This is a genomic window from Mesorhizobium sp. Cs1299R1N1 (assembly GCF_037179655.1).
GTDB lineage: Bacteria > Pseudomonadota > Alphaproteobacteria > Rhizobiales > Rhizobiaceae > Mesorhizobium > Mesorhizobium salmacidum.
Genome location: NZ_JAPYKR010000005.1, coordinates 170452 through 195382, shown reverse-complemented (window position 1 = coordinate 195382; position 24931 = coordinate 170452). Strand labels below are relative to the sequence as shown.

26 protein-coding genes and 2 tRNA genes are annotated in these 24931 nt (G+C 60.2%); 13 read left to right on the top strand and 15 right to left on the bottom strand.

The window, feature by feature from the left end; translation table 11 throughout:
• Position 1 precedes the first annotated feature (1 nt).
• Positions 2–745, top strand: a complete 744-nt coding sequence (locus O7A70_RS13070; RefSeq protein ID WP_337140693.1) for a creatininase family protein — start codon at positions 2–4, stop codon at positions 743–745.
• Positions 746–792: 47 nt separating this feature from the next.
• On the opposite strand, the gene O7A70_RS13065 is transcribed toward O7A70_RS13070, so the two are convergent.
• The 3 genes from O7A70_RS13065 to O7A70_RS13055 form a co-directional block, all read right to left on the bottom strand.
• Positions 793–1710, bottom strand: a complete 918-nt coding sequence (locus tag O7A70_RS13065) for a carbohydrate ABC transporter permease (RefSeq protein WP_027143632.1) — start codon at positions 1708–1710, stop codon at positions 793–795.
• 6 nt (positions 1711–1716) lie between these two features.
• A complete protein-coding gene (locus O7A70_RS13060; RefSeq protein WP_337107097.1) occupies positions 1717–2838 on the bottom strand; it encodes a carbohydrate ABC transporter permease in 1122 nt (373 codons plus the stop codon).
• A gap of 69 nt (positions 2839–2907) precedes the next feature.
• Complete coding sequence (locus tag O7A70_RS13055) at positions 2908–4572, bottom strand: ABC transporter substrate-binding protein (RefSeq protein WP_140506443.1); 1665 nt, start codon at positions 4570–4572, stop codon at positions 2908–2910.
• 276 nt (positions 4573–4848) lie between these two features.
• Here O7A70_RS13055 and O7A70_RS13050 point away from each other — a divergent pair, with 276 nt between their 5' ends.
• From O7A70_RS13050 to rbsK, 3 genes are read left to right on the top strand one after another with little or no spacing between them, the layout of a single operon-like run.
• Positions 4849–5898, top strand: a complete 1050-nt coding sequence (locus O7A70_RS13050; RefSeq protein ID WP_140506441.1) for an ABC transporter ATP-binding protein — start codon at positions 4849–4851, stop codon at positions 5896–5898.
• A gap of 27 nt (positions 5899–5925) precedes the next feature.
• Positions 5926–6378, top strand: coding sequence for an RbsD/FucU family protein (locus O7A70_RS13045; RefSeq protein WP_127278878.1), 453 nt, complete (start codon positions 5926–5928; stop codon positions 6376–6378).
• 4 nt (positions 6379–6382) lie between these two features.
• Positions 6383–7312, top strand: a complete 930-nt coding sequence (rbsK, locus tag O7A70_RS13040) for a ribokinase (protein ID WP_337140692.1) — start codon at positions 6383–6385, stop codon at positions 7310–7312.
• Between the two features lie 84 nt (positions 7313–7396).
• On the opposite strand, the gene O7A70_RS13035 is transcribed toward rbsK, so the two are convergent.
• Positions 7397–7912 carry a hypothetical protein gene (locus O7A70_RS13035; RefSeq protein WP_140506437.1) on the bottom strand — a complete coding sequence of 172 codons (516 nt, stop codon included), beginning with the start codon at positions 7910–7912 and terminating at the stop codon, positions 7397–7399.
• Positions 7913–8224: 312 nt separating this feature from the next.
• Positions 8225–8301: transfer RNA gene (locus O7A70_RS13030), tRNA-Asp, on the bottom strand.
• A gap of 217 nt (positions 8302–8518) precedes the next feature.
• On the opposite strand from O7A70_RS13030, the gene O7A70_RS13025 reads away from it, so the two are divergent.
• Positions 8519–8594 (top strand) — tRNA-Val (locus O7A70_RS13025).
• 414 nt (positions 8595–9008) lie between these two features.
• Here O7A70_RS13025 and O7A70_RS13020 read toward each other — a convergent pair.
• From O7A70_RS13020 to O7A70_RS12995, 6 genes are all read right to left on the bottom strand, one after another.
• Positions 9009–9485 carry a hypothetical protein gene (locus O7A70_RS13020; protein ID WP_337140691.1) on the bottom strand — a complete coding sequence of 159 codons (477 nt, stop codon included), beginning with the start codon at positions 9483–9485 and terminating at the stop codon, positions 9009–9011.
• A gap of 14 nt (positions 9486–9499) precedes the next feature.
• Positions 9500–9859: a hypothetical protein gene (locus O7A70_RS13015; protein ID WP_337140690.1), complete on the bottom strand. Its 360-nt coding sequence runs from the start codon at positions 9857–9859 to the stop codon at positions 9500–9502.
• Positions 9860–9960: 101 nt separating this feature from the next.
• Positions 9961–10344, bottom strand: a complete 384-nt coding sequence (locus O7A70_RS13010; RefSeq protein ID WP_337140689.1) for a hypothetical protein — start codon at positions 10342–10344, stop codon at positions 9961–9963.
• A 79-nt stretch (positions 10345–10423) separates the two neighbouring features.
• Positions 10424–11053 carry an NAD(P)-dependent oxidoreductase gene (locus tag O7A70_RS13005; RefSeq protein WP_337140688.1) on the bottom strand — a complete coding sequence of 210 codons (630 nt, stop codon included), beginning with the start codon at positions 11051–11053 and terminating at the stop codon, positions 10424–10426.
• A 1-nt stretch (position 11054) separates the two neighbouring features.
• A complete protein-coding gene (locus tag O7A70_RS13000) occupies positions 11055–12005 on the bottom strand; it encodes an alpha/beta hydrolase (protein WP_337140687.1) in 951 nt (316 codons plus the stop codon).
• 35 nt (positions 12006–12040) lie between these two features.
• Positions 12041–12919, bottom strand: a complete 879-nt coding sequence (locus O7A70_RS12995) for an NmrA/HSCARG family protein (RefSeq protein WP_337140686.1) — start codon at positions 12917–12919, stop codon at positions 12041–12043.
• 110 nt (positions 12920–13029) lie between these two features.
• Between O7A70_RS12995 and O7A70_RS12990 the strand changes: the two genes are divergently transcribed.
• Positions 13030–13926 carry a LysR family transcriptional regulator gene (locus tag O7A70_RS12990; RefSeq protein ID WP_337140685.1) on the top strand — a complete coding sequence of 299 codons (897 nt, stop codon included), beginning with the start codon at positions 13030–13032 and terminating at the stop codon, positions 13924–13926.
• Between the two features lie 505 nt (positions 13927–14431).
• Positions 14432–15010, top strand: a complete 579-nt coding sequence (locus O7A70_RS12985; protein ID WP_337140684.1) for a hypothetical protein — start codon at positions 14432–14434, stop codon at positions 15008–15010.
• A 280-nt stretch (positions 15011–15290) separates the two neighbouring features.
• Here O7A70_RS12985 and O7A70_RS12980 read toward each other — a convergent pair whose 3' ends face one another.
• Positions 15291–15734: a hypothetical protein gene (locus O7A70_RS12980; RefSeq protein ID WP_337140683.1), complete on the bottom strand. Its 444-nt coding sequence runs from the start codon at positions 15732–15734 to the stop codon at positions 15291–15293.
• A 339-nt stretch (positions 15735–16073) separates the two neighbouring features.
• On the opposite strand from O7A70_RS12980, the gene O7A70_RS12975 reads away from it, so the two are divergent.
• The 5 genes from O7A70_RS12975 to O7A70_RS12955 all read left to right on the top strand — a co-directional run bounded on the left by O7A70_RS12975 (position 16074) and on the right by O7A70_RS12955 (position 21063).
• Positions 16074–17558 carry a HEPN domain-containing protein gene (locus O7A70_RS12975; RefSeq protein ID WP_337140682.1) on the top strand — a complete coding sequence of 495 codons (1485 nt, stop codon included), beginning with the start codon at positions 16074–16076 and terminating at the stop codon, positions 17556–17558.
• A gap of 224 nt (positions 17559–17782) precedes the next feature.
• Entirely contained in the window at positions 17783–18436 is a 654-nt protein-coding gene (locus O7A70_RS12970) for a hypothetical protein (protein ID WP_337140681.1), read from the top strand.
• A 621-nt stretch (positions 18437–19057) separates the two neighbouring features.
• Positions 19058–19444, top strand: coding sequence for a hypothetical protein (locus O7A70_RS12965; protein WP_337140680.1), 387 nt, complete (start codon positions 19058–19060; stop codon positions 19442–19444).
• 3 nt (positions 19445–19447) lie between these two features.
• Positions 19448–19987 carry a hypothetical protein gene (locus O7A70_RS12960; RefSeq protein ID WP_337140679.1) on the top strand — a complete coding sequence of 180 codons (540 nt, stop codon included), beginning with the start codon at positions 19448–19450 and terminating at the stop codon, positions 19985–19987.
• A gap of 326 nt (positions 19988–20313) precedes the next feature.
• Entirely contained in the window at positions 20314–21063 is a 750-nt protein-coding gene (locus O7A70_RS12955; protein WP_337140678.1) for a hypothetical protein, read from the top strand.
• A gap of 319 nt (positions 21064–21382) precedes the next feature.
• Here the strand turns inward: O7A70_RS12955 and O7A70_RS12950 are convergent, their stop codons facing one another.
• Positions 21383–22636 carry a tyrosine-type recombinase/integrase gene (locus O7A70_RS12950; protein WP_337140677.1) on the bottom strand — a complete coding sequence of 418 codons (1254 nt, stop codon included), beginning with the start codon at positions 22634–22636 and terminating at the stop codon, positions 21383–21385.
• A gap of 147 nt (positions 22637–22783) precedes the next feature.
• On the bottom strand, positions 22784–23443 hold the full coding sequence (locus O7A70_RS12945) for a JAB domain-containing protein (protein WP_337140676.1): 660 nt from the start codon (positions 23441–23443) through the stop codon (positions 22784–22786).
• 198 nt (positions 23444–23641) lie between these two features.
• Between O7A70_RS12945 and O7A70_RS12940 the strand changes: the two genes are divergently transcribed.
• Positions 23642–24016 carry a hypothetical protein gene (locus O7A70_RS12940; RefSeq protein ID WP_337140675.1) on the top strand — a complete coding sequence of 125 codons (375 nt, stop codon included), beginning with the start codon at positions 23642–23644 and terminating at the stop codon, positions 24014–24016.
• A gap of 29 nt (positions 24017–24045) precedes the next feature.
• Here the strand turns inward: O7A70_RS12940 and map are convergent, their stop codons facing one another.
• A complete protein-coding gene (map, locus tag O7A70_RS12935; RefSeq protein WP_337140877.1) occupies positions 24046–24873 on the bottom strand; it encodes a type I methionyl aminopeptidase in 828 nt (275 codons plus the stop codon).
• Positions 24874–24931 lie beyond the last annotated feature (58 nt).

Here is a 24931-nt window from a genome sequence, read left to right as displayed (position 1 = left end):
CATGCGCTATGAACTGATGCTGCCGCACCAGATCCGCAAGGCGATCGCGCAGAATTGGCCGGTCGCGCTGCCGCTCGGCGTGCTGGAATACCATGGCGAGCACATGGCGGTCGGTATGGACACGCTGGCCGTCATCAAGACGCTGGAGCTGTTCGAAAAGGAGAGCGACATCGTCATCCTGCCGCCCTTCTACTACGGTGCGGCGAGCTATGCTGTCGCACCGCCTGAAGGCAGCGGCTCCGTTCAGGTCGGCGGCAATCAACTGGCGCCGTTCGGCGAAGAGCTGTTCTACAGCCTGCTGCGCATCGGCTTTCGCAACATCCACGCCATCATTCATCACCAGACCGAGAATTTCGCCGCCGGCATGCCGACCGATCTCGCTTTCAAGACCGCCGGCAGACAGGCGATCTTCCGCTTCCTCGAGAAGCAGCGCGGCGAAGGCTGGTGGGGAGCCGAGACGATGGCCGACTACTATGCCGGACATGCCGCGGGCGAAAATTTCTTCAACTGGGTACAGGTGCATCCGCTGATGCCGGCCGCCATGAACGGCAAGTATCCGTTCGACCATGCCGGCATCGGCGAGACGTCGCTGATGCTGGCGCTATGTCCGGAAGCAGTGGATGCCGCGCACTTCGCGGACAACAAAAGCTGGTATACGGCGAGCGCGGCGGATGCTTCGGCAGAACTCGGACAGCAGGGCGTCGCCATGATCATGGATCATCTGCGCACGATCCTGAAGGTCTAGCCCGACCTTTCCTTCTCCCACAGCGGAGAGAAGGAAGAGGCGCCCGGTTACTTCACCGCACCAGCCGTCATGCCCATGATCAGGTAACGTTCCAGCGCGATGCCGATGACCGCGAGCGGCGCGATCGCTGCGGTGGCCAGAGCGGCCATCGACCACCAGTTGATACCTTGCGAGCCCGTTTGGCTGGCGACCATGACCGGGATCGTCTTGGCGTCCGTCGATGTCAAAAGGGCGGCGAAGAAATACTCGTTCCAGCACAGCACCATTGCCAGGATGAAGGCTGCGACCATGCCTGGCAGCGCGATCGGCATGACGATGCGGAAAAAGGCGCCCCAGATCGACAGGCCGTCGACGAGGGCTGCTTCCTCCAGCTCGACGGGGATGGAATTGAACTGGTCACGCATGATCCAGATGACGATCGGCAGCACCATCAGCGTATAGAGCAGGATCAACCCGATGCGCGTATCGAGCAGCCCGACTTCGCGGTAGAGCACCAGGAAGGGTAGGGCCAGCACCACCGGCGGCAGGATCAACTGCGACAGGAAGAAGAACGAGATATCCTCGTTCTTGAACCAGGCGAAATGGTAGCGATAACGGGTCAGGCCATAGGCAGCGAGGCTGCCGATGATGATCGCCAGGCTCGACGCCCCGACCGAGGTGATGACCGAATTCATGAAACGCTTGAGGAATTCGTCGCGCACGGTCGAAGTCTGGAAGATCGAGTCCGGCGACAGGCCAAGCGATCGCCACCCTTTCCAATCCGGCTGGAAGTCGACAAACGGGATCAGGTGGCCCTGGGTGACATCCACCGCCGTTTTGAACGAGGTGGTGATGGTCCAGTAGATCGGAAACAGGCAGATGAAGCCCCAGCAGGCGAGCGCGCCATAGATGAAGACGCGGCTGGCGACGAAGCTCGCCGGCGAGCGGATTTCGGAGGCGACGTAGTCTGTGGTCTGGACGCTCATCTTGCCCTAATTCACATTGCGCACGAAACGGCTGGCGAACTTCAACAGCCAGGTCACGAACACCACGATAATGACCAGATAGGCCATCGCCAGCATGGTCCCGTAGCCGACATTCGAGCGGTCGCGGTATTCGCGGTAGATGAAGCTCGACACCGAATCGGTGGCGCCGCCCGGACCGCCCGAGGTAACCGTGATGATGATGTCGGCAAGCTTCAGCTTGAAGATGATGCGCAGGATCACCGCCGTCACCGACACCGGCAGCATCAGCGGGAAAGTGACCTGCCAGAAGGTCTGCCAGGCCGTGGCCCCATCGACACGTGCCGCCTCCAGCACCTCGCGCGACATCGCCTGCAGTCCCGCCAGCAGCATGATCATCATGAACGGAATGAAGGTCCAGGCGTCCAGCAGCATGATCGAGATGCGGGCGGTGATCGGGTTCGAGAAGAAAGCCGGGTCTTCCCAGCCGAGATGGCGCGCCAGCGTGGCTGCTGGTCCAAAGCGGTATTCCATCAGCGACTTGCCGATCATCCAGGACACGGCGACCGGCGACAGCATCAGCGGCATCAGGAACACCACCCGGAAAAATTTTCGGGCGCGGATCTGCGCGTTGAGCAGCAGCGCCAGGCCGAACGCGATCACATATTCGACCAGCACCGCCAGCACATAGAGCACCATGTTGACCAGGGCGTTGCGGTAGTACGGGTCGGCGAGCATCTGCCAGAAATTGTCGAGCCCGTTGAACCTGCGGCCGCTGAACGAACTGAGATTCCAGTCGGTGAGCGCGATGTAGAAGCCGAACAGCGTCGGGAAGATCACCATCGCGATGGTGAACAAAAGAGCCGGCAGCAGGAAGAGCGCGCGCTGGCCGTCCTCGCCGCGTGTCAGAACCTGGCCGATGCCGATCGCCACACCCCATAGCACATAGGCGTAGACCACGGGCCGCCATGTCTCGAAGCCGATCGTGTCGACCTCGGTCTTGTAGAGGATCTGCAGCACGATCGTTGCCAGCAGGCCGAGCGTGGCAAGCGCCATCAGCGCCCAGCCCAAACGCCTGCGGCCTGGCGGGATCAGATCATAGGAGGCGGCGTCTGCCGGCCACCCGGTCGCGGTCGAAGTCTGGTCAGCCACAAATCTCGCCCGTTTGGAAGGAAAGGCTGTGGTCCGGCGTTGCCGCCGGACCACGGTTCAAAGGGCAGCTTACATGCCGAGCGAGGCCTTGTAGAGCTTGACCTGCTTGTCACGGCCGATCTGGTCGGTCAGCTTCTCCCAGGCGGCTGCGATGGCATCGGCGCCTTCCTGCGCCTTCATCTTGCCGGCAAAGGTGTTGGCCAGGATATCCTCGGCGGCGCTGTAGTACTGGAAGATGCCGGGGATGCGCGGCTCGATCGCCGCGTTGGGGTGGTTGTAGCTGTCGCCTTCCGACTTGAGATACGAGGTGATGAAAGCCTCGTCGTACCCGGCCGCCACCCATTCGGGAATGTCGAAATGGGAGTTGCGGTAGGGCTGGAAGCCCGACGGATACATCGCCGTCCAGATCGACAGGTCCTTGCCGCCGAGATGGGCGGCCGCCGACCATGCAGCCTTCTTCTTTTTCTCGTCCGCATCGACACGGGCCATGACATAGACGCCCCAGCCGAGATAGGCGCAGTTCGGCGCATAGTTCGGGCCGCTGGCGAGCTTCTCCCACTTGCCGGTCTTGGAGTTGTAGACATCGTCGGAGCCCGGCAGGATCGAGAAGCCGGTGACATCGCCGATGACCGAGCTATCATTGGTCTTGACGTTCGAGCCGACATCGCCCCACCAGGGGATCATCGAGCCGGTGCCGGCCAGGAACTGCTGGAAGGCAGTGGTGTTCGGGTCGGCATTGATCTGGTCGGCGGGTTCCGACGGCAGGGCGTCGATGACATCCTGGATGGCCCGTACCCAAGCCGGATTGTTGACGCGTGGCTTCATCGTGTCGGCGTCGAACAGCCAGGCCTTGTCATCGGGATGCTTGGCGTAGGCGCTGGCACGGCTGCCCAGGAAATAGAAGCCGAAACCGCCCCAGGGCTTGGGCGCGTCGAGATAGCCGTAGACATCCTGGCCCTTGAACTTCTTGCCCTTCAGGAACTTGGTCACGGCCTGAACCTCTTGCCAGGTCTTCGGTACGCCCCATTCGCTGGTCGCCCCGCCGTCCTTCCACTGCTTGGCGAGGTCGGCGTCTGCAAACACGTCGGTGCGGTAGTTGAAGTTGTGCGCGTCGCCGTCGATGGTGACCCGGTACTGCTTGCCATCCCAGGTGCCAACGGGCGGCTTGAGGTAGTTGACGAGATCGTCGAAGTCGATCTGCTTCTTGACCCAGTCGGGCATCTCCGAAGTCAGGCCCTTGCCGCAGACGTCGCCCTCGAACGGGGCGCCCATCTCGATGATGTCGAAATCGACGGTGCCGGTGGCGATCGACTGCTGCAGACGGGCGTTGTAATCGGCCTGCGCCAGGTCGATCCAGCTGATCTTGGCGCCGGTATAGGTCTCCCATGGCTTCAGGAAACCACGAAACAGCACATTGTGCAGATTCTGGTTGTTGAGACCCATGAAGGTGAGCTCGACACCGGCGAACTCGCCTTCCTTGACATTGGCCTTGGTCGCCTCGAGGCAAAGCTCGCCGACCTTCTGGAAGTCGGCGTCGGTCGGCTGGCCTTTGCCAACCCCGGGGATCTGCAGGATTTTCGAGCGCAGTTCGCTTGCGGCGGCAGCCGGGCGCGTCAGCGCGCCAAGTCCGGCGCCGGATGCGGCCGCGATCGCGGCCATCGAGGCCGCGCCCTTCAATATGTCGCGCCTTGTAGCGCCGGCACGGACCAGTTTGTCGTAAAGACCTACTCGCATGGACTATTCCTCCCAGAACATTAGTCGTGAATCGAAGTGCCGATCGCGCCGGGCGCTGGCTTTGTTCAGAAGCGAAACGTAGGACCCCAACCTGCGTCGCTTCGCGTTCCGTTTTTCGGGTAGAGTACCAGCGTTTCGGATCGGCGCTCGTCACTATTCTCGCAACCAAACGCCGTGTCAACGAGAACGGTTTTTGTCTATAAGAGACCGACTTGCCCTGACCGGTCGCGTTGGTTAGCTTCTGCGCCTACGGCCAGTGGAGCCGATGGGGGAACGATGGCTCAAGTCGCGATCAGCAATGTGGCCAAGGCGTTTGGAACCGTCAAGGTTCTGCACGAAGTCAGCGTCGACATTGCCGATGGTCAGTTCGTCGTGCTTGTCGGCCCGTCCGGTTGCGGCAAGTCCACGCTGCTCAGGATGGTGGCGGGGCTGGAGACTGTCTCCGGCGGCACGATCGCCATCGGCGACCGCGTCGTCAATCACCTGCCGCCCGCAAAGCGCGACATCGCCATGGTGTTCCAGAACTATGCGCTTTATCCGCACAAGACGGTCGAGCAGAACATGGCTTTTGCCCTCAAGCTGCGTAAGACCGATCCGGCCGTGGTTGCCGAGCGGGTCAAGCGCGCCGCGGACATCCTCGACCTCAGCCCCTATCTGAAGCGCTATCCGCGCCAGCTTTCCGGCGGCCAGCGTCAGCGCGTCGCCATGGGGCGCGCCATCGTGCGCAATCCGCAGGTATTCCTGTTCGACGAGCCGCTTTCGAACCTCGACGCCAAGCTGCGCGTGCAGATGCGCACCGAGATCAAGGAACTGCACCAGCGGCTGAAGACCACCACCATCTATGTCACCCACGACCAGATCGAAGCCATGACGATGGCTGACAAGATCGTCGTCATGCGCGACGGCCGCATCGAACAGGTCGGCGCGCCGCTGGAGCTTTTCGACCGGCCGGCGAACCTTTTCGTCGCCGGTTTCATCGGCTCGCCTTCGATGAACCTGCTCAAGGGCACCGGGCGCAAGGGCGGCGTCGACATTGCCGGAACGCTGTTCCCGGTTGCTCCGAACAACGCCGTCGAGGAGGGGCGCTCCGTCGTCTATGGCGTGCGCCCCGAACATCTTGAGATCCACCCCGATGGCGTGCCGGCCAAGATTTCGGTGGTCGAGCCGACCGGCTCGGAAACCCTGGTCTTCCTGCGTTTCGGCGACGGCGAGATGGTGGCGCTGTTTCGCGAGCGCCATGACTTCAAGCCGGGCGACACGCTGAAGCTTCGGCCAAGGCTCGACCATCTCCATCTGTTCGACGCCGAGACCGGCAAGCGTCTCTGATCTCAAACGCACTTCACGAGGACCATCATGCTCAAAGGGATCGATCCGTTGCTCAATGCCGACGTGCTCCAGGCATTGCGGGCGATGGGACATGGCGACGACCTGATCATCGCCGACACCAACTTTCCCTCCGATTCGGTAGCGCGCCGGACGGCGCTCGGTCGAGTGCTGCGCATCGATGCCTCGGCGGCCCAGGTGGTGAAGGCCGTGCTGTCGCTATACCCGCTGGACACGTTCGTCGATGATTCGGCCGCCCGCATGGAGATCGTCGGTAAGCCGGACGAGATCCCAGCCGTGCAGAAGGAAGTGCAGAAGGAGATCGACGCCGCCGAGGGCAAGTCCTGGCCGATGGTGCCGGTCGAGCGTTACGCCTTCTATGAGCGCGCCAAGCAGGCTTATTGCGTCATCCAGACTGGCGAACGCCGCTTCTACGGCTGCTTTGCCTTCCGCAAGGGCGTCGTGCCGCCGGATGCGGAGTAGCGGCATGGCCTCGGGCAAGCCGGTTGTTATCCTCGGTGTCTTTGTTGCCGATACGGCTTACAGGGCGCAGCGCCAGCCGCGCATGGGCGAAACGATCCTCGGCAATTCCTTCAAGCTGGGGCCAGGCGGCAAGGGGTCGAACCAGGCGGTGGCCGCCGGCAAGCTCGGGGCGGACGTCACATTCCTGACCCGCCTCGGTGTCGATGCCTTCGCCGACATGGCCAGGCGGACCTGGAAGGATGCCGGCGTGAAGAGCGCCGCCATCGATACGCCGGACAGCTATACCGGTGCCGCTTACATCTTCGTCGAGGAGGGAAGCGGCAACAACGCCATCATCGTCAGTCCCGGCGCCGCCATGCTGATCACGCCTGAGGATATCGAAGCCAATGTCGACCTGATCCGTGGTGCCGGTGTTTTCGTGACGCAGCTTGAACAGCCGATCGATGCCGCGATACGGGCGCTGGAGACCGCGCGCGGGGCCGGGGTGACGACCATTCTCAATCCGGCACCGGCGGCAAAGCTTCCCGACCGCATCTACACGCTCTGCGACTATCTCACACCCAATGAGACCGAAGCCGAGGAATTGACCGGAATGGGAGTCACTTCGGTCGACGACGCGCGCGCCGCCGCGGACAAGCTGCTTGAAAAGGGCGTCGGCACGGTCATCGTCACGCTCGGCGACAAGGGCGCGCTGCTGCACGCGCAGGATCGGTCCGAGCATGTTCCAGCCATCAGTGCCGGCCCTGTCGTCGAGACCACCGGCGCGGGGGACGCCTTCAATGGCGGCTTGGCCGCAGCACTTTCGCGCGGCGTGGAGCCGCTGGAGGCGGTGCGCTTCGCCTGCGCCGTTGCCGGCATTTCCGTGACACGTCCAGGCACCGCACCGTCGATGCCGACATTGCAGGAGGTCGAGGCGCTGCTGGCCAAGGGCTGAGGCAATTGCCCGGAACTCGCAGGGTAGCCCGGAGGCCAGACCGTTCCGGCCTCCGAAATCTCATGTTCGATGGGCGTTTCGAAGCTACTGCCTGACGTAGCAGCGCTTTCCCTGATCCGGAGCGGGATCGCCGAATGCATCATTGTCGCATTGGACGCCATTGCGGAACACGTCCTGCGTGAACCGGCCGTGGGCGCCATACCTGACCACCTTGCGGCCATAGAAATCGCAGAATTCGCCTTCCTCGGCGCAGACCGCCCACTTCTCGCGGCGAGGCTCATCGTAATCGTCGTTCGACTCGTCACGGTCGCGCTTCACGATGAAGCAGAACTTTTCCTTGCCGGGCGCAGGATCGCCGAAAACGCGGTTCGAACAGGGTATCGCGTTGCGCTCGATGTAACGCGAGGTCGTGCGGCCCTTGGCGCCGTAGACGACCTCGGCGGGATAGGGCAGGCGGCAGATCTCGCCCTCGCGCGCGCATCGCTGCAGCCGGTCCGCCGACGCGGCGGCGGGAAAAAGGATAGAGGCGGCCGTCGTCGCGCCGCCCAGGCAAATCAGCGTGAATATCGTGCGCGTAGAAATGTTCGGTGCAATTGACATTACGTCCTCCATGCCATTCCGGCAGCATACTGCGATTTGGCTGCCTGCGGCATGAATCGAGCGCTTTGTAGGCGATTGCGCAAGCAGATTCGCAACGACCAACCCGTTCGCGGTCTGCAGGGCTGCTTCGTCCGTTGTTTGTCAGCTACCGGAACCGCGTCGTGGGTTCCACGGTATCGCTCATGCAAGGGTGATTTTGGACCGTAGGAGAGCCAGGCCGAAGAAGGCCTTCGGCACACTATTTCTGAAGAGAACTTTGACAATTCATGTCGGCATTTCCCTGGAGCCAAGGATCATGATCCTTGAGGGAAATGGCGCGAGTGACGGGGCTCGAACCCGCGACCTCCGGCGTGACAGGCCGGCACTCTAACCAACTGAGCTACACCCGCGCATTGACGAGCACGTGTCAGCCGTGTTCGTCGTTGGGGCGCTGGATAAGGGGTTCGCTACCGGGTGTCAAGCGCACCAAACCATCATAACGCCAAACAGAAGAAGGTTTTTTGACAGCCGGCATTTTGTACGCAAATCGGGCCTGCGAACAGGGCATCCCACACTCATTTAGCCTTGCGAAGCAAGTCCCGACCGCTTAAAGGTCCGGCCCGGAGCGGGCGATTAGCTCAGTTGGTAGAGCGCTTCGTTTACACCGAAGATGTCGGCGGTTCGAGCCCGTCATCGCCCACCATATTTTCAATAACTTAATAGACATCCCGCAACTATCGCCACCGAAACACCCCCTTAGAAGGGGTGGTGGAGGCATCGGCCCTCTTTGAGGGAGTGCATCCACTCCTGAAGCAGACGTTCACTGCGGTATGAAGATGGCGGCTTTGCGCCTCGTTGCGGCCGGTAATTACTAGCTCTGCGGTTTCCTGAAAGCGAACATCGTCGGGCTCGCCCGCCACATCGGAACGCTGGTGACTGCTTTGGCAGCGAAAGCCGACAAAGCGTCATGGGCGACAGCCTACTCGGAAGCGGGTCGGCGCTGCGGAGGAAGCCGATCCTTCCATTTCGGCTGAACATCTCCTTCACCTGATCATCCAGGATTGCACGATCTGTTACAAAGTTTCGCGAGAAGGTCCAATGATCGGCAGTGGTACTGCTAAGAACCGTGCATCATCGCATCCGCACCGTGATCGCGTACCTGCGCCTCGAACCACAGGTGTAGTGCGGCCACGAGTTTCGGATCGCTGGTCGTAAAGCGCACAAGGGCCCCTTCGGGAATGGGGTTGAACGCGATGCCCATGCGGCTGGCGCCCGCCTGCAACTCGGCCAAGCCTGGCATCGCCGCGCCGTGGATGGAAGACGGATCGGCATAGTCGCCGCGCCCGAACGCTTCGGCTTCCTTACGCAGATGAGCCCGGATCAGCTCCACTTGCACCGGATCGCCGTCGCGCGAGGTGACGGCCTGCGTGCCGCCATCCGTCAGCGGCGTGAACACGTGGATGCTGCGGGCAAGGTCGAACGGCATCACCGAAGCTCCAAGATGTTCTGTATGTTTAGAATGGTCCATCTCTTGGGCGGAGGCTGAAGCGGCGCTGAGCAAGGCAGCGAGGGCGATCACGAATGTGATTTTCATTGGCGGCATTCCCGTCACATTGAGGGACGAACGGATGGGCGCAGGCACATCTGGCGGCGATCACGGCCGACTGCACCGGACCGCACCAAACCTGCGAGGGCGCGATAGTAAGCTTCATGTGTGAGCCCAAGCTCGGCAGCAACGTCGAGCAGCCGTCCCTTGAAGACGACCTTACCTTCGGCGTCTGCGCGGAGCCGGAGGTGCTGCAAGACGCGTTCCTCGGCCGATCGGATGTTACGCAGCTCAATCAGCGCCCGTGCAGCGTGAAGCTGCTGCGTCACATGCTCAATCCAGGCGAGTGACAAAGTCGGCGAGGCACCGAACGCACGCAGCACTTCCGTCTTCAGGCAGCTTGCGACCGCTGCTTGCTCCACGGCCTGTCCGTCACAGTGATAACTCGCCGGCTTAGACGCCCTTGGTCCGCCACCATCTGCCCCGCTCACAGACGATCAAGGATTAGCCGATGCGCTGCCCGTCAACCCGTGGGGAGCTGACGGGCGGCGGCATCTGCGGTGTCCTCGGGTCTCGTGTTGAAGGCTATGGCGGCGTCCGGCGCTGCCTTGTGGATGATGTTCACCACGCTTTCGAACAGCGGTAGGCCCTTGGGCGGCAGCCTGAGGCCGCCTCCGATCACAACGCAATCATACGCAGCATCGCCCAGCGCTCTTTTGAGGTCAGCAAATCCGGCGGCATCGGGCGTGATCATGCAGGTATCGCCCCGCCAACCGCGTTCCTCAATCTTCGCCACGCCCAAAGCGATCCCAGCGTTGATCTTTTCGGCATTAAAGCCGGGTGGCAAGGACGGGTCCGAGAAGTCGACGGTTTCAGGTTTCTGGCCGACAAACAGTATTCGCGTCATTGAAATTCTCCAGGAAGTTACGGGATTCCGAAAGTGGCGGTATGTCGTTCGGCGACAATGAAGACAATCGCGGTGACTTTCACCAACTGATCAGTGGCGATTTGCGCAGCCACGTATCCGCCGTGAGTTGTTGAACGACGAAATCCGCGACATCCGCTCGCGAGATCGTCCCGCCATGTACGCCAGACAGGTCGGTCAACGCCTTGATGCGACCGCGCGCTGGCTTGTCGTTGAGGACCATCGGTCGAACGATGGTCCAGTCGAGCGTGCTGGCCCGGATGGCATCTTCCTGGCGATCCTTGTCTTCATAGACCTTCCGCAGCATCAAGGGCAGGAACAGCCGGTCGAAGAAGAAGCCGCCATGGCCGCGGCTGTCGCCGGCGCCGAGGCCAGTGATGCAGACCAGCCGACGGATGTTCTGCCGGTCCATGACGCCGACCAGCGCGCGCGTCGCTGTCGAGAGCAGGGTCACCTCGCGGAACGGGCTGATGGCAGTGCCCAATGAACTGACGACGGCATCACAACCCGCGATGGCCCTCGTTAGCGCTGCGGCATCGCGGGCGTCGCCTTCGATGAGTTCGGCGCCGGCGAGGTCCCCGGCCTTTGCCTTGGAGCGAACGAGGGCCACGACGTCGTGTCCCTCTGCGAGGGCCTTGGCGACAATCAGCCGGCCGGTTGCGCCTGTGGCGCCCAATACCAGAATTTTCATTTCAAGCCTCCGAAGGTGTGCTTATGGACGGGAAAACATCGGTTAGCTGCTGCCGGAGGAAGGCACCGATGGCGTCCACCGACTGCTCGGCCGCGAGGAAGTTGCCGAGGGAAGACTGGAACACATGCGGCATGCCGTGCCAGACCGACAGCGTGACTTCTACGCCTGCCGCTCGCGCCCGGTCGGCGTAGCGGATGGAGTCCGTGAGCAGCAATTCGTCGTCTCTGACATCGATCCGGATCGGTGGCAGGCTGTTGAGTTCCGCATAGAGCGGTGAGGCCTTAGCGTTCGTCGCATCCTGGCCTTGAAGATACATGTCCGCGAAGGCCTGGAGTACGCCGCGCGTGAAGATCGGGTCTGCCTCCGCTCTCGTCTCGAAGCTGTCGCCGGTGAGCGTCAGGTCGGTCCATGGCGACATTACCGCCGCCCCGACCGGTTGCACCATGCCCTTCGTCTTGTCGGCAGCGATGGTCGACAGCAGCGACAGCGTCAAACCACCGCCGGCAGAGTCGCCCACAACCACGATCCGTTCGGCACCCTCCGCAGCCAGACCGCGATAGGCAGCGACAGCATCGTCGATCGCTGCCGGGAACGGGTGCTCGGGCGCAAGCCGGTAATCGGGGACGAAGGTGTCGGCGCCGACGCGCGCGGCGATCTGGACCGCGAAGTGGGTAAGCGCCTCGGCTGAGCCGAGCACATACCCGCCACCGTGAATATAGAGAATGCGCGCGCCCGGCCGTGCGGCCGGCAGTCGAAGCCAGAAGCCCGCAATGCCGCCGACCGTCGCGGCCTCGACCCGGACATCCCCCGCGGCGGGTGTTGCGGCAAACATGGCGTCGAACATCGGCCGGGCTTCGGGCCCGAGTTTCTCACCCTTATGGGCCGAGGCGGCCTGTCGCATCGCGGCTACCGCGGGAGCGTCTTGAGGCGAGAGGGATTGGATCGTCATCATGGCAGGTCGCCTTTGTTGGGGGGTAAGGTGCGGGCTCAGCCTTTCGCCCACTGGATCGCGGCATCCCTAGCAAAAGCGGCATAGGAGCGGGGCGCGTGGCCGAGCAGTTTGGTCAAGCGCTCGATGTCGTCAGCGGTCGCCACCGCGCCTTCGGTCTGATAGCGGCTGAACATCAGGCGCAGGTCGAGCGCATGCCAGGCCGGCAGCATGGTCTTCGTGCGCTGCTCCATGACGACGAGATCGTCGCCGCCATGGCGGATCGCGCGGCCGAGCACTTCGCTCCAGATATTGGATATACCTTCGCCGGTCAGGCTGTCCGGACCAACCAACGCGTAGGTCTCGCGGCCGAGCGGCGTCGCAGCCTGCTCACGGCGCACCAGCTCGATCGCCGCGGCGTCGCCGATGTCGCGGATATCGACCATCGAAATACCCTTCGAGCCGATCGGTGCGCCATAGACGCCGGCATTCAGCAGGACGTCCTTTTGACGAAGATCGTTCTGAATGAAATAGGCGGGCCGCAGGATCGTCGCGGGTAGGTCGAGGGCCTCGATCATGCGCTCGACCGTGTACTTGCCCGCAAAATGCGGCACGTCGGCATAGCCATCGCCGCCAAATACCGAGAGATAGACGATGCCCTTGATGCCGGCCTCGCGTGCGACCGTCAGGGTCAGCATGGCCTGGGTCAATTCATCGGCGACGTTCGGCGCGAGCAGGAACAGGGTGCTGACGCCTTGCAGTGCCGCGCGGACCGAATCCGGATCAGCGAGGTCACCGCGGACCGCCGTCACGCCTGAGGGTAGTTGCGCCGTCTCAGGGGAACGCGTCAGGGCGCGAACCTCTACGTTCCGCCCCTGCAGGTGAGAAAGGACCCGGGAGCCGATCGTCCCGGTGCTGCCCGTTACCAAAATAGCCATTGTGAAAGCTCCTTGTGATTTCTGTTCTGACCCTGAGGAAGATAGACGTTCCAATACTGAGCGGGAGATGGCATGATTGAGATAGTTCGTCTCAATATTGGAACATCATAATGAATTTAGAGGCCCTCGCAGACTTCAACCTCGTTGCCGCCCATGGCGGCTTCGGCCGTGCCGGTCGCGTTTCCGGGCGATCCAAGGCGACGTTGTCGCGCCATGTGAGCGAACTCGAACATAGCCTTGGGGTGAGGCTCATCGAGCGTGGATCCCAAAGTCTGCGACTGACGGACGAAGGCCGAGCGCTTCACGAGCGCACCGATGGATTGCTGTCGGAAATCACGGAGGCAGGAGAGGCGATTGTCTTGGGTGCGTCCACCCCGAGAGGCAGGCTGCGGGTGAGCGCTCCCGTGGTTTTCGCGCATGTGGCGCTTCCCACTATTGGCACCCGTTTCGCTCTCGCCTATCCGGAGGTCAAACTTGAGATTGTTGCCGAGGATCGCAAGGTCGATCCGGTCGAGGATGGCTATGATCTGGTTATCCGGATCGATCCTTCACCGGATGAACGGCTCATCGGTCGCCGTTTTCTCAATGACGAGCGCCTGATCGTTGCCTCACCCGACATGCCACGCGCTCAGCCGGCGCCGGGCGGTGGACCGAGCGGCGTAAAGGCGGTCTTGCTGAGCGCAACGTCGCTGAACGTGGTTTGGCACATGAAATCCGATCTTGCCGACGAAATCCTTTTCAAACCCGAGCCAATCCTGCGATTCTCGTCTCTGCTGATGGTGCGCGATGCCGTTCTGGCAGGCGCGGGCGCGGCATTGCTTCCGAAGCTTCTTGTCGCAGGCGATATCGAGGCGGGCCGACTTGTTTGTTGGGGAACCGATGCCGGTCCGCCTGTCGAAATCTGGGCGCTCCAAAGTTCGCGACGTCTTGTCGGCGCGAAGGTTCGCGCTTTCTTGGATGTGATGGAGAGGGCGTTTCCTACCAAAGTTTTCGTTTCTGCACCCTGAACAAGAACCGTCCTGCCGGCCAGAGCGGTCCGCGATGCGTTGGAAGCGTCGGCCGCTTTCCAGTCTCGCCATCCCGAACGGCAAACGATCCCGTAGCTGCCGGGCAGAAGGGCGCACGCCAAACCATTTGAATGGGTATGCGGAGTGGCTGCGACATATAAGTCGATAAAGATCGACCGAACAGCAGATCTTTGCTGAGCCCTGCGTTGGGCCGTCAGTTACCTAGAGCCTAGACCAGCCTCCACCAGTCGGCGGAACGCCTCCGATCTGGTGGGAAGATCGGGCTGATTGCGGCGCCATTCGTCAACGCGAGCAAGCAAGTCACTCGAGAGCCGGAGTTCGAAGCGCTCAGTTTTGTTATCAACAGGATCGGGCGTGTTTGACAATGGTAATGTCCGTAATGTACGGTATGTACGTAATTTGTGGTTCTCGCTGCGCAGCCGAACGACGTGCTCGAACACGTCGCTCGGCCTGACCACAACCCAAGCTGTTTGGAGCTCGGATCATGGCTGATTCCGACAATAGCACGACTTTGCCCTCCGTCATCCGCAGGGGACTACTTGACGCAACAACCGACGCTGCCGTTGAAGTTTGGCGCGAATGGCAAGCTGCTCATGAAGAGACCGATCGGTTGAGCCGTGAGCAGCAGCGTCTGGAGCGGAAGCTGGTAGACGAAGTCGGCTTTCCCACAGTGTTGCCCCGATTGTCAGTTGATAGGACCGCTACGCCCCCTTCACATGAGGCACTTCGCGATGTGCTCTGCGTCGGTTCTGTCGACCCGGCGGTCAGCGCAAAGGCCGAGGCCGATTTGGCGGCTCATCAGGCGCGCTGGGATGCCTGCGACCGGGCGATGGGGTATTCCGCCACGTTGCGCGCTGAATGTGAGGCAGCCGATCGGGCAGAGACGTTGCTTGAAGAATTGTCGAAAACGCCGGCTATCTCCCTTGCCGGTGTGGCAGCGAAGCTTGATGCCATACTCAGGGAAGGACAGCCGTCGAAAGGCGATGCCGAGTTTCCCTGGCCACAAATCCGTTCTGTTCTGGAAGATATTGGTCGGATCAGCGGGCAGCCAGGGCCGAGCTGACCGCACGAGGCCATTTCAAGCACTCCGCAGCTCCCTATCATTCGGATCTTTGGAGGTTGTCGCGAGTGGAGCCTACCGCGACCAATTCGCTAGGAGGGAGTGATGCAATGCGAAAGACTTTGGTGGAATCAACGCGCCCCCGCATCGCCCAGGAATTGGTGGATCTCGATGCGAATAGGGACACCATGGCGATCGACGATCCCATGCCTGACGACCCAAGACCGCTTGATGGGCGGCTGCGGCGGCTTCGTAGGAAACCGGCGAATTCTTCCGTAGATATTCAAAGTGAGGCGGTTCCCATGCCCCAGCTTCGCACCGGCCATCTACCGTCTGACTCCTTTGCCTCTACCACAAAGTGAAAATCCATGAAACGTTTCGCCTCCAAACGTGGCAGCATGTCGGAAAATTGCGCCCTGGTGACTTCAAGGGAGAGGCTTAGCGACGCCAGCTGATCGGCCTCAAAAAGTGCGCCCGCGTCGGGATGTTCTGTCTTCATGGGAGTTGGGGCCATCATCATGACGACGCCAGGCCATCTGAATGCTGCGTTCGGCATGATGAGCGACGCGGCCAGTATGACATAGCTGAACTCGACTGATTGGCGTGGTGGTCCGGGCTGCACGGACTGGCCAAAATTGATGTTGGCTGAGCCAACGATCTCACCACGCCATTCGCCTGCAACAAGCGGCGGCAGTTGAAGACGGTTTGCCTTTTTTCGGACTGTCATTCGCTACGTTTTGCGTCAGGAAGCCGGCAACATCAACACCAGTGCCTCATGCGTGTACCTAGGGACTGCGACGACCGCCAGCCCGATCCGTGCGAATCTGATCGAGTCGTCTGTTGACCAACAGGCGGGCCATCATTCGCCAGACTGCGATATGGTTCGAAGGACTGTCCGTTCTTCCAAAACCGGCTGAAAAACCTGCTGAATTCTGGAATTCACGCCTATGCGGTTGCGTTGGCGAAGCCTAAAAGGCAAGCAATTTCAACTGGATGGAATGGCGCGCCGTCCCAGCCAAAACAGCTGGCGAATCAGGCCGGCGAGGGTATGACCGGGAGAAACCAATTGGCCAACAAATGGATCGACGGCTTTAGAGGGCTCGGAAAGTTCGACTTACCGAGGCAAAAAGAGGTGTATGGCGAGCTCATACTAGAGGGGACTGATACCAAACTGATGCTGCACGACGTTGATACCTTTGAATTGCCGCACCCGACAATACATGGCGTCATCGACCATATCGTCAAGCTTTCGTTTCTCGACTGCATTCTGATGAAGGCCGATCGCAGCGTCAATTCCGAGGGCGTAGTATCAAAGTATCGGCTTGAGTTATTTCCACATCACATAATATTTGGCGACACACACGTGCATGAGAGCGAGTCGATATTTTCCTCAATATCATTCAAGCTGACCGATGCGAAAAGCTTGTTTTACGATTTCGACGCCTTCGGGCTCGCGCTAGACCCTGACCTGTTTATCGATCAAATATTGGCTGCCGACTCGAAAAAAATTGGCCGTGAGATCGCGAAGGGAGAGCACCCGGATATTGCGTACTTTACCGGCAAGCACACTATCATTCAAGTTCCAACCGCCCTCGGCAAAATCTCAGCAGAGCATCGGCCGTCTATATCCATGGGAGGTTCTGGAGGAAGCGGGTTTGTCAATTCGATTTGGGTTGAGATCGAATTCAAATCGGCACAGACCTTCAGCGAAGCTCTAGCATCTGCCCAAGAGCTTGAGCCGTTCTTTTCAATGATCGCAGGAAGACCGCAGCGAATGGAAGAAATGCGGCTGCTAGTCTCGTCCGTGCCGGATGCGCCCAAGGTCTTCGAAGTGTACAGCACAATGAAGCCATTTGTGCGCTTCCCGGGGATAGCGCCTCATCCTGCAGATTTGCCGATCGATCCCGTGCGAAGGTCGCAAGAATATTCGAACGTTTTAGCTGACTGGGTCAAACGGTCATCATCATGGATGGATGCGCGCATGAGGTATTCGAATTCGTTGCGCACACAAGTTTTTGATATCGACCGACTGGTCGGCTCAGCCAACATGTTTGACATCCTTCCGGCATCGGCGGTCCCAAGAGATGTCGAGTTGTCGGGCGATCTTAAGGCTGCCCGCGACAAGAGCAGGCAGTTGTTTTTCGACCTTCCAGAAAGCGCGGAGCGCGGCAGCATTCTCAGCGCCCTCGGACGGCTAGGCAAAAGTGCGTTGAAACATAAAGTTCGTTGGCGTGCAGCACCAATCATAGCGGAAATCGGTGATAAATTCCCGGATCTGAATTGGGTTTTGGACGAAGCCGTGAACTGCCGAAATCACTACGTTCACGGGGCGGAGAGCAAGGTCGACTACGCCGCCAACTTCCTTGATACAGCAGGATTCTTCACCAAGACCCTGGAATTCGTATTCGCGACCTCAGATCTGGTCGAGGCTGGATGGGATATCAAAGGCTGGGCATCGCGCGGCTCCACGCTTTCGCATCCCTTCTATGAATACAAGAACGGCTACAAGGATGATCTAGCCGCGCTCAAATTCTTGTTCGACAAACAGTAGAGGCCGCGACCTCCTTGAAACCTGCAACGGGCCGATACGGCATTTGCAAACTAACCGGTCAGTCCGGCAAGCTGGTGAGAAGTCATCTGCTTCCGAAAGCTCTGACGAGATCTCCTGTCCCCGGCGAGCCGAGGGTCGAGGCTGGCGAGGGGCGCCGGCCAAGCCAACGTTTCGACGCTTGGCACGACAGCGGAATCGTTACACGAGCTGGTGAAGATATTCTGATGCGCTACGACGACCGCGCCATCGTCGAGCTCAGGTGCCTTAAGTTGTTATGGGAATCCTTCGGAGAGACTGACAGGCTCGACGGTTCAGAGATTGAATGGCCCGTCCCTGAATGGGGCTTTCGAAGATTGAAGACGCCACATTTCAAGCTTCTTCGGCTGTTCTTTCTTAGCCTTTTCTGGCGAGCAGCGATCACAAAGCTCCCAGGGTTCACCTCGATAACCCTGAGCGACATCCGCCTAGAAGTTCTTCGGAGGATGGTGGCAGACGGTGATCCAGAGCCTCAGACGGTGTTTCCAATAACACTCACTCAACTGGCAACGCGCGGCCCTTGGCACACCGCCAGTCCCACAGCGGATTATGTAACCTATGAAGCTGTTGATGGAGTTCCTGAACAGCAAGTGCGTTCCTTCCGATTCTATTTTGACGGACTGATCGCTCGTATCGACGATGAGGAAACTGACACTTCGGGCGTCGACCGATGGAGTCACGCTGCAGTCGGAAGGTCCGAAGATCTATTTGTCATGGCTCGACCGTTCGAGGGGTCGCGCCAATCGGAAAGAATTGAAAGCCTCATCCGAGCTACCGAGAAAAGCCATCTCGGAGCAGTAGCCCGCATATTCGGATGGCATCGCAATCCGGATCAGTCATGATGACTGCCGCGACGAAGGTTGCGCCCGCCAAGAAGACCGCGCCGGCCATGGCGAAGAAGGCGGCACCGAAAGCGGTCCACCGGCAGCCGGCAGCCACCAGCCGGAAACGGCAGAGCTGATTATGTGCAGGATCTCCTAAGAACGGCCAAACCAGTGCCAGCACGACGCCAGCGGTAAGGGGTGAAGGCGAGCTAGGCGATCATTGTCCATGGGTTCTGGCTCTCAGCGGATTGTTGGCAGCGCTGCCGCGTGCGGCGGTTTGCCGTCACCGATGGGAAAAGACGCTTGCCCCCAAGGGAGTGCATCAATCGACTTTGCCGACAACTGAATCTGCAATTCGTTGTCCATGGGTAGCGCGGATCGTATCGCGGGCCGGCTGAAAATTTCGAGAGAATCGCGCACATCTTGACTGCCTGAACCCTTCAGATACCTTCCACGGCGTGCCTTGAGAGAAGCGGCCCTTGGCGCCTTTGAACAAGCCGCGTGATAACCGACGATGGGGGAGCCCTTGCGTCGTAGAGAACGAGCAGCACGGCTGCCCCCATGACACTCCCACACGTCAACTGGCTCTCGCCACCTCCTATAGGTGTCGCGGCCCTTATAGATCATATGGAGAGATCGATGCAGACGAGCGACGGCTACTGGTGGGCAAGCCCCTTACACGAGGACCGCAAGCCGGAGATTATCGAAGTGCACGGTTTGGGAGCGTCACGCATGACCGATGACTGGCCCTACCATGTCGGCGAATTCGAGCTACTTCAGCATATCGATACCAGCGCCTGGCCGCAGAAAGGAAAGCTGACGGAGCGGGAACTACTTGACGAAAACTACGCGGTCGATCCAGCCGCTGTCCGCGCAGGCTATTGGTGGGTCATCCACCATGAGGATCTCCTGCCGCTCATTGTCCTGGTTGGAAAGGAAGCGGTCTATCGGATTGATGGCGAAGACGGCCTCAACGACTTCGAATTTCTTATGCCGATCGACACAGATCGCTGGCCCAAGGAATAGGTCATGGATGAAAACAAGACAGAGAAAAAGCCAAAGGTCGTCTATGGCGTCGGCGTCACGCCGTACGGCATTTATTTGATGGCTCAAAACTACCGGGCCACCGCTGACGCCCTTGAGAACATCCTCGTTCTGCCCCGAACATCGAACCATCCCCGGCGCTTTCTTTACTACCAGGCGATCGAGCATTTCCTCCGGGCCTTCCTGCGTTTGAACAGTCAAGAACTGGAGAAGATCCAAGGGTTTGGGCATAGGTGGGGTGACATGCTGGACTGCTGTAACAATTACGGCCTTGTTATCCCCGCCAATGTTGAAAAGTACATCCGACTATGCGCGCTCAACAACGCCTTAGTCGGCATTCGATATGAATATGCACTCGACCTCGATCCGGGAACTGGCAAGAAGGTCACGCGCTCGACGCTGCCGCTTGAAAGGACCATCTACGCGCTGGAGCTCGCCGTCGGTGAAGCAATCGAGCAAACCGGCCGAGAGGTGTTCAAGAGGCCCGATCCGCCCTGGCTTGATCAGCCTAGGGGCCAAAGCTGATTGCACCGATTTCGGCGAGGTTTACGCTCTAAGCTGATCGTCGCCGATAGCAGAAGAGTGCTTCTTCGATAGTGAGTCTCGCGATGTAGCGGTCTCCCGCTCCTACCTCAAACCACTTTCCAACCTGTGGGTTTCGCGATGTGTCTCCTGGGCGCCTACGACGTTCCCGACATAGTGCAGGCCTATTGTGATTTCGGATCTGAGGTTCTGACGCTGCCCGACAAGGCGATTACCATCCAATTGGCCGGACAGCCACAATACGTGGTGCTATGTCGATACCACCGGAGATCGGCAGATTCTGGGCAAAGATTGGAAGGCGCTGTCCAATGTGGTTAGTGCTGAAGGCCAACCGAGTAGAACAGAGCGAATGGCTGAAGATGTTCAAGCCGCCGTTCGACCCCTACGTCGAACTGATACCCCATGAGTCGGGCGACCAGTTGCTCATCCTCAAATCGAAGGAGCTAGACGGTCTCACGACACTCAAAGACACGCTGAACGCTGGGGACGGCATAGTCCGAACCTTGAATGGAGTCGCTGGAGGGGTTGTCTTTGCGGGGTCCTCGGTTGAACTTGCCGGTGCATCCGAAATGCGCGACGGCAGACTGATCCGCCATATGATGTTGCGCACGGAAACAGCGCATTTTTCCATAGGACGCGGATCCGCTGAGTTTCAGGTCATCATTCGAGACAACGACGGCAACATCGTCGTGCCGACCCCCGCCCCAACTTCGGCCCAACGCCGCTACGCTGCTTCCAGGGCAAGCGACTTCCTAACACACGCGCTCAATTACTGCGCCGGCGAGCCGGGCTGGTTCGACCTCTACAAGGCGATGGAGTGTCTAGAACAAGCTGGGTTCAACCCAAGGGGGAAAGGCAGAGCCGAAATGGATCGCTTCAGTCGCACAGCGAACTGGTTTTATCGGCACCATGACAGGAGAAATGAGCAGAAGCGGCCGTCGAAGCCTATGGACCTACGTGACGCGCGCCGGCTACTGCGCTCACGAGTTAACGACGCGCTAGATCAACTTGCACGGCAGGCTCAAGATGACGGCGCCAGCGCGCGATCGTCTCCGTAGCCGTCCTACAGCGATGTTACGAAAGGGGTGGCAAATGAGGGTTTCGGATAACTTGGAGGACCAGACTGGGGGACCGCGCTTTGGCGAAGTGGCTATAAGCCATTGACATCGCTGATCATTGGGGGACGAAAATGGCTGCGGAGAGAGCGGGATTTGAACCGACTTAAAGGAGGGCTATAGCGTAGACGTAGTTCTCATCATCACCCGGCGCGGCGCGCCCGAAGAGATTCGAACTCCTGACCCCCAGATTCGTAGTCTGGTTCCCACAATGAAGCTTTGCCCCCGCCGGTGATGGCGGTGAGGAAAGGTAATCGCTAGCTCATGCAGCTTCCTTAAGCGCGGCTTTACGCTTCTTCTTCGTCAGAAGCTCCCGGACAAACTTGTCCCACCGGGCCATGGCAGCACGCTTTTCCGGCATGTAATTCCAGCGATCGTAGCTCTTGGAACTGACGTCCTGCAGAGTGTGGTTCTGCAATCGGTCTCGGATCTCTTTGGAGAGACCTGCCTTGCCGGCAAGCGTCTTCCAGGTTCGCCGGAGATCGCGGTTTGTCACGACGGGAATGACCTCGCGATCACGCTGGCGCCACATGAACGAATAAAGCGTTCCATGACTGACAGGCTTGGACGGATCGGTGGCGGATGGGAAAAACCAACCAAATTCATTCGGCTTGATCGACCCAATAAGCTCGGCCGCGATCTTGGGCACGGGGATGGCGTGAGGCTTTCCATTCTTGGTCTTGGACCAGTCGATGATGCGCTCAGCGGCATCCCATTGATCGACGTGTAGCCGAGCGATCTCCTCGACGCGCTGGCCGGTCAGCATAAGAATTCTTACGGCACGCGTGTAAGGGGGATGGACCGGCGCATCGGGATATTCGAGCCAGCGATAGAGACGGACAAATTCCTCTTCGTCCAACCAACGCGTTCCAACGTTTTTTGGTTCTGTCGGAATACCAGCAGCCGGATTGTAGATGAGACGAAACCGACGGACAGAGGTCGAGCGGTAGTCGTGCTCAGATTTCAGCCCCCAGCTGTAGGCCGATCGAACATAGCTGCGAACATGATCAGCCATGGACCGTTTGCCTCGCTGATAGATCGGGCGAATAATGTCCCTGATCTCATCAGGCTCGATGTCGCGGGCAGGGCGGTTGCGACCGAGCGAATCGGCGATCTTGTTCAACCCCTTTTCGGCCTCCTTCCAGGACGGTTTTCCATCTGCCTTGAGCGAAGCGACGTAGGCCTCGAACAGATCGGCGACCGTGCCGGGTCGCGTGTCGCCTGCAATCTTGATGCTGCGTCCCTTCTGGATCATGTCGGCGAAGTCGCGCCTGAAAATCTCGCGGGCCTGGCTGAGGCCCATTGACGGATACGAGCCGAGCTTTTTCTTGAGACGCTTTTGGTCTCGCCATTGCTGGGCCATCCAGTCCGCCGTTACGCGGGTCGGCATTGGCTTTATCACGAGAACGAGGCGGCCTGTTCCGTGGCCCTCGCCATCGACAAGGTTCTGCTGCTTTCCGGTCTCCTCGACCTGCTTCAAAGCGCGGCGAATCTCTCCATCGGTAAGGCTTGGCACTGGGGTCTCCCGTAGGCTTTCGAGTGGGATCGGCTGACGGGTAGTAGGGGTCTGTGGTTGGGTTCAAAACGGGCTTCGATCCCCCTAAAACCGACCCCAATATGCCACGATATCCGACTCTGCTACAAGTCGAAAAATATATATGTATCAATGCGCTAGTGTGTGATCGTGCGTGATCGAAAAGAGGCGAGTGGGATGGTTGTGGACCAGGATGATCGCGGTGGCCGACAGTTCGAGCGCGCGCTTGACCACTTCCCTGGGATAGACCGGCGTGTGGTCGACCGTGCCGGTCTGCTGCACTTCGTCGGCGATCAGCGCGTTCTTCTTGTCGAGGAACAGGATGCGGAACTGCTCGCGCGCCTCGAACGCCATGGCCGAGCGGCAATAGTCGAGAAGCTGCTGCCATGAGGCCAGGACTTCGCGGCCATGGACCTCGCCGCGCGCCATGCGCTGGGCGGTCGCCGCGACGACCTTCAGCTCGAGTGCTACGGCCGGGCCTATGCCCTTGACCTCTTGCAGCAAGCCGACGGGCGCGCCGAGCACTTCGGCTAGGGTGCCGAAGCGGGCCAGCAGCGCCTTGGCGACCGGCTTGGTGTCGGCGCGCGGTATCAGGCGGAAGAGCAGGAGTTCCAGAAGCTCATAGTCGGGCAAGGCATCCGGACCGGCCGAGGCAAAGCGCTCGCGCAGACGATCGCGATGGCCGAGATAATGCGGTTTTTCATCGACTGCCGCCTTGGCTCTCGCCGCCGGCCGCACCGGCACCTCGGAGAAGAAGCTCCGTTCGTCGTCGTCGCCTTGTGTCGCCATGTGCCGCCCATATCCAGTCCGCAGCTGAGCAATGATCGCTGATCCCCACGAAATACTAGGACGGCGGGCAGGGGCGGTCGAGGTCTTTTCGGCGGCAAGGAATGAGTGGCCTCCGACCTCCGCGCAATGTTGCGGCAATGGGAGTCGCGCAAGCTCTCGGTGTCGTCATCGATGACGCCCCATTCGGAGACAACCAAGATGCCCAGGCTCATTCGTATCCTGCTGTCCGCCGGCCTGCTCCTGAGCTTCAGTCCCGCAATGGCTGCCTCGGTGATCGATGCCAATAGCCGCCCTGATAAGAACCTGCCGATTCATCTCATCCAATATGATGATCCTTGCACGGACGGCCGTTACAGCGACGGGAGGCCGCATAATTGCCGGGAGATCCTGCGCATGCTGGATCGCCGGGAGCGTTATCGGGAAAGGCACGACTATTACCCGCGCGAACGCTACGATCCATGCACCGATGGCAGGGTCAGCGATGGCCGTCCGCACAGTTGCCGGGAAATAATGCGCTGGTTCCGAGACCAGGACGAGGGCGAAGACTGGCGGCCACGCAAACACTGGAAATAGGCCGCCATCCAAGACCTCGCGACAGCCTCCTAGGCCAGCAGGCCGGGGCGGTCGAGCTTTTTGGGCGACAGCGTGAAAATCTCGCAGCCGGTGTCGGTCACGCCGATCGTGTGCTCGTATTGCGCCGACAGCGAGCGGTCGCGTGTCACCGCCGTCCAGCCATCCGACAGGACCTTCACATGCGGCCGGCCGAGGTTGATCATCGGCTCGATGGTGAAGATCATGCCGGGGCGCATTTCCACGCCTTCATTGGCATTGCCGTAGTGCAGGATGTTGGGGGCGTCGTGGAACAGCTGACCGACGCCGTGGCCGCAGAAATCGCGCACCACCGAGCAGCGCTCGGCTTCGGCGTAGGTCTGGATGGCGGCGCCGATGACACCGGTGCGCGCGCCCGGCCTGACGGCGGCGATGCCGCGCATCAGGCATTCGTGGGTGACCTCGAGCAGGCGTTCGGCTGCCCGCTTGATCGTGCCGACCGGATACATGCGCGAGGAATCGCCGTGCCAGCCGTCGAGGATGTAGGTCACATCGATGTTGACGATATCGCCATCCTTCAGCGGCTTGTTGTCGGGAATGCCGTGGCAGACGACGTGGTTGATCGAGGTGCAAGACGATTTCGTGTAGCCGCGATAGTTGAGCGTGGCCGGCAGTGCGCCGTGGTCCATGCCGAACTCGAAGACGAAACGGTCGATGGTCTCGGTGGTGACGCCGGGGCCGACCATCGGCACCAGTTCGTCCAGGCAGCGCGCGGTGAGGTCGCATGCCTTGCGCATGCCGGCAAAGCCTTCCTCGCCATAAAGGCGGATCTGGCCGGTGTTTCTGAGCGGTGCCGTGGCGGCGTCGAGATAGGTGACCATTTTGCCCATATAGAAGGTGGCGCGCCGCAGGAGCGCGGGCGCGGAGATGTCACCAGAT

Coding starts and splice junctions, on each gene's coding strand:
- O7A70_RS13065 (WP_027143632.1), bottom strand. CDS start 1,710: ATGAGCGTCCAGACCACAGACTACGTCGCCTCCGAAATCCGCTCGCCG.
- O7A70_RS13045 (WP_127278878.1), top strand. CDS start 5,926: ATGCTCAAAGGGATCGATCCGTTGCTCAATGCCGACGTGCTCCAGGCA.
- O7A70_RS13050 (WP_140506441.1), top strand. CDS start 4,849: ATGGCTCAAGTCGCGATCAGCAATGTGGCCAAGGCGTTTGGAACCGTC.
- O7A70_RS13005 (WP_337140688.1), bottom strand. CDS start 11,053: ATGAAAATTCTGGTATTGGGCGCCACAGGCGCAACCGGCCGGCTGATT.
- map (WP_337140877.1), bottom strand. CDS start 24,873: ATGGTCACCTATCTCGACGCCGCCACGGCACCGCTCAGAAACACCGGC.
- O7A70_RS12985 (WP_337140684.1), top strand. CDS start 14,432: ATGGCTGATTCCGACAATAGCACGACTTTGCCCTCCGTCATCCGCAGG.
- O7A70_RS12965 (WP_337140680.1), top strand. CDS start 19,058: ATGCAGACGAGCGACGGCTACTGGTGGGCAAGCCCCTTACACGAGGAC.
- O7A70_RS12970 (WP_337140681.1), top strand. CDS start 17,783: ATGCGCTACGACGACCGCGCCATCGTCGAGCTCAGGTGCCTTAAGTTG.
- O7A70_RS13035 (WP_140506437.1), bottom strand. CDS start 7,912: ATGTCAATTGCACCGAACATTTCTACGCGCACGATATTCACGCTGATT.
- O7A70_RS12940 (WP_337140675.1), top strand. CDS start 23,642: ATGCCCAGGCTCATTCGTATCCTGCTGTCCGCCGGCCTGCTCCTGAGC.
- O7A70_RS12955 (WP_337140678.1), top strand. CDS start 20,314: ATGTGGTTAGTGCTGAAGGCCAACCGAGTAGAACAGAGCGAATGGCTG.
- O7A70_RS13070 (WP_337140693.1), top strand. CDS start 2: ATGCGCTATGAACTGATGCTGCCGCACCAGATCCGCAAGGCGATCGCG.
- O7A70_RS13010 (WP_337140689.1), bottom strand. CDS start 10,344: ATGACGCGAATACTGTTTGTCGGCCAGAAACCTGAAACCGTCGACTTC.
- O7A70_RS12945 (WP_337140676.1), bottom strand. CDS start 23,443: ATGGCGACACAAGGCGACGACGACGAACGGAGCTTCTTCTCCGAGGTG.
- O7A70_RS12995 (WP_337140686.1), bottom strand. CDS start 12,919: ATGGCTATTTTGGTAACGGGCAGCACCGGGACGATCGGCTCCCGGGTC.
- O7A70_RS13020 (WP_337140691.1), bottom strand. CDS start 9,485: ATGAAAATCACATTCGTGATCGCCCTCGCTGCCTTGCTCAGCGCCGCT.
- O7A70_RS12960 (WP_337140679.1), top strand. CDS start 19,448: ATGGATGAAAACAAGACAGAGAAAAAGCCAAAGGTCGTCTATGGCGTC.
- O7A70_RS12990 (WP_337140685.1), top strand. CDS start 13,030: ATGAATTTAGAGGCCCTCGCAGACTTCAACCTCGTTGCCGCCCATGGC.
- O7A70_RS13000 (WP_337140687.1), bottom strand. CDS start 12,005: ATGATGACGATCCAATCCCTCTCGCCTCAAGACGCTCCCGCGGTAGCC.
- O7A70_RS12980 (WP_337140683.1), bottom strand. CDS start 15,734: ATGACAGTCCGAAAAAAGGCAAACCGTCTTCAACTGCCGCCGCTTGTT.
- O7A70_RS13055 (WP_140506443.1), bottom strand. CDS start 4,572: ATGCGAGTAGGTCTTTACGACAAACTGGTCCGTGCCGGCGCTACAAGG.
- rbsK (WP_337140692.1), top strand. CDS start 6,383: ATGGCCTCGGGCAAGCCGGTTGTTATCCTCGGTGTCTTTGTTGCCGAT.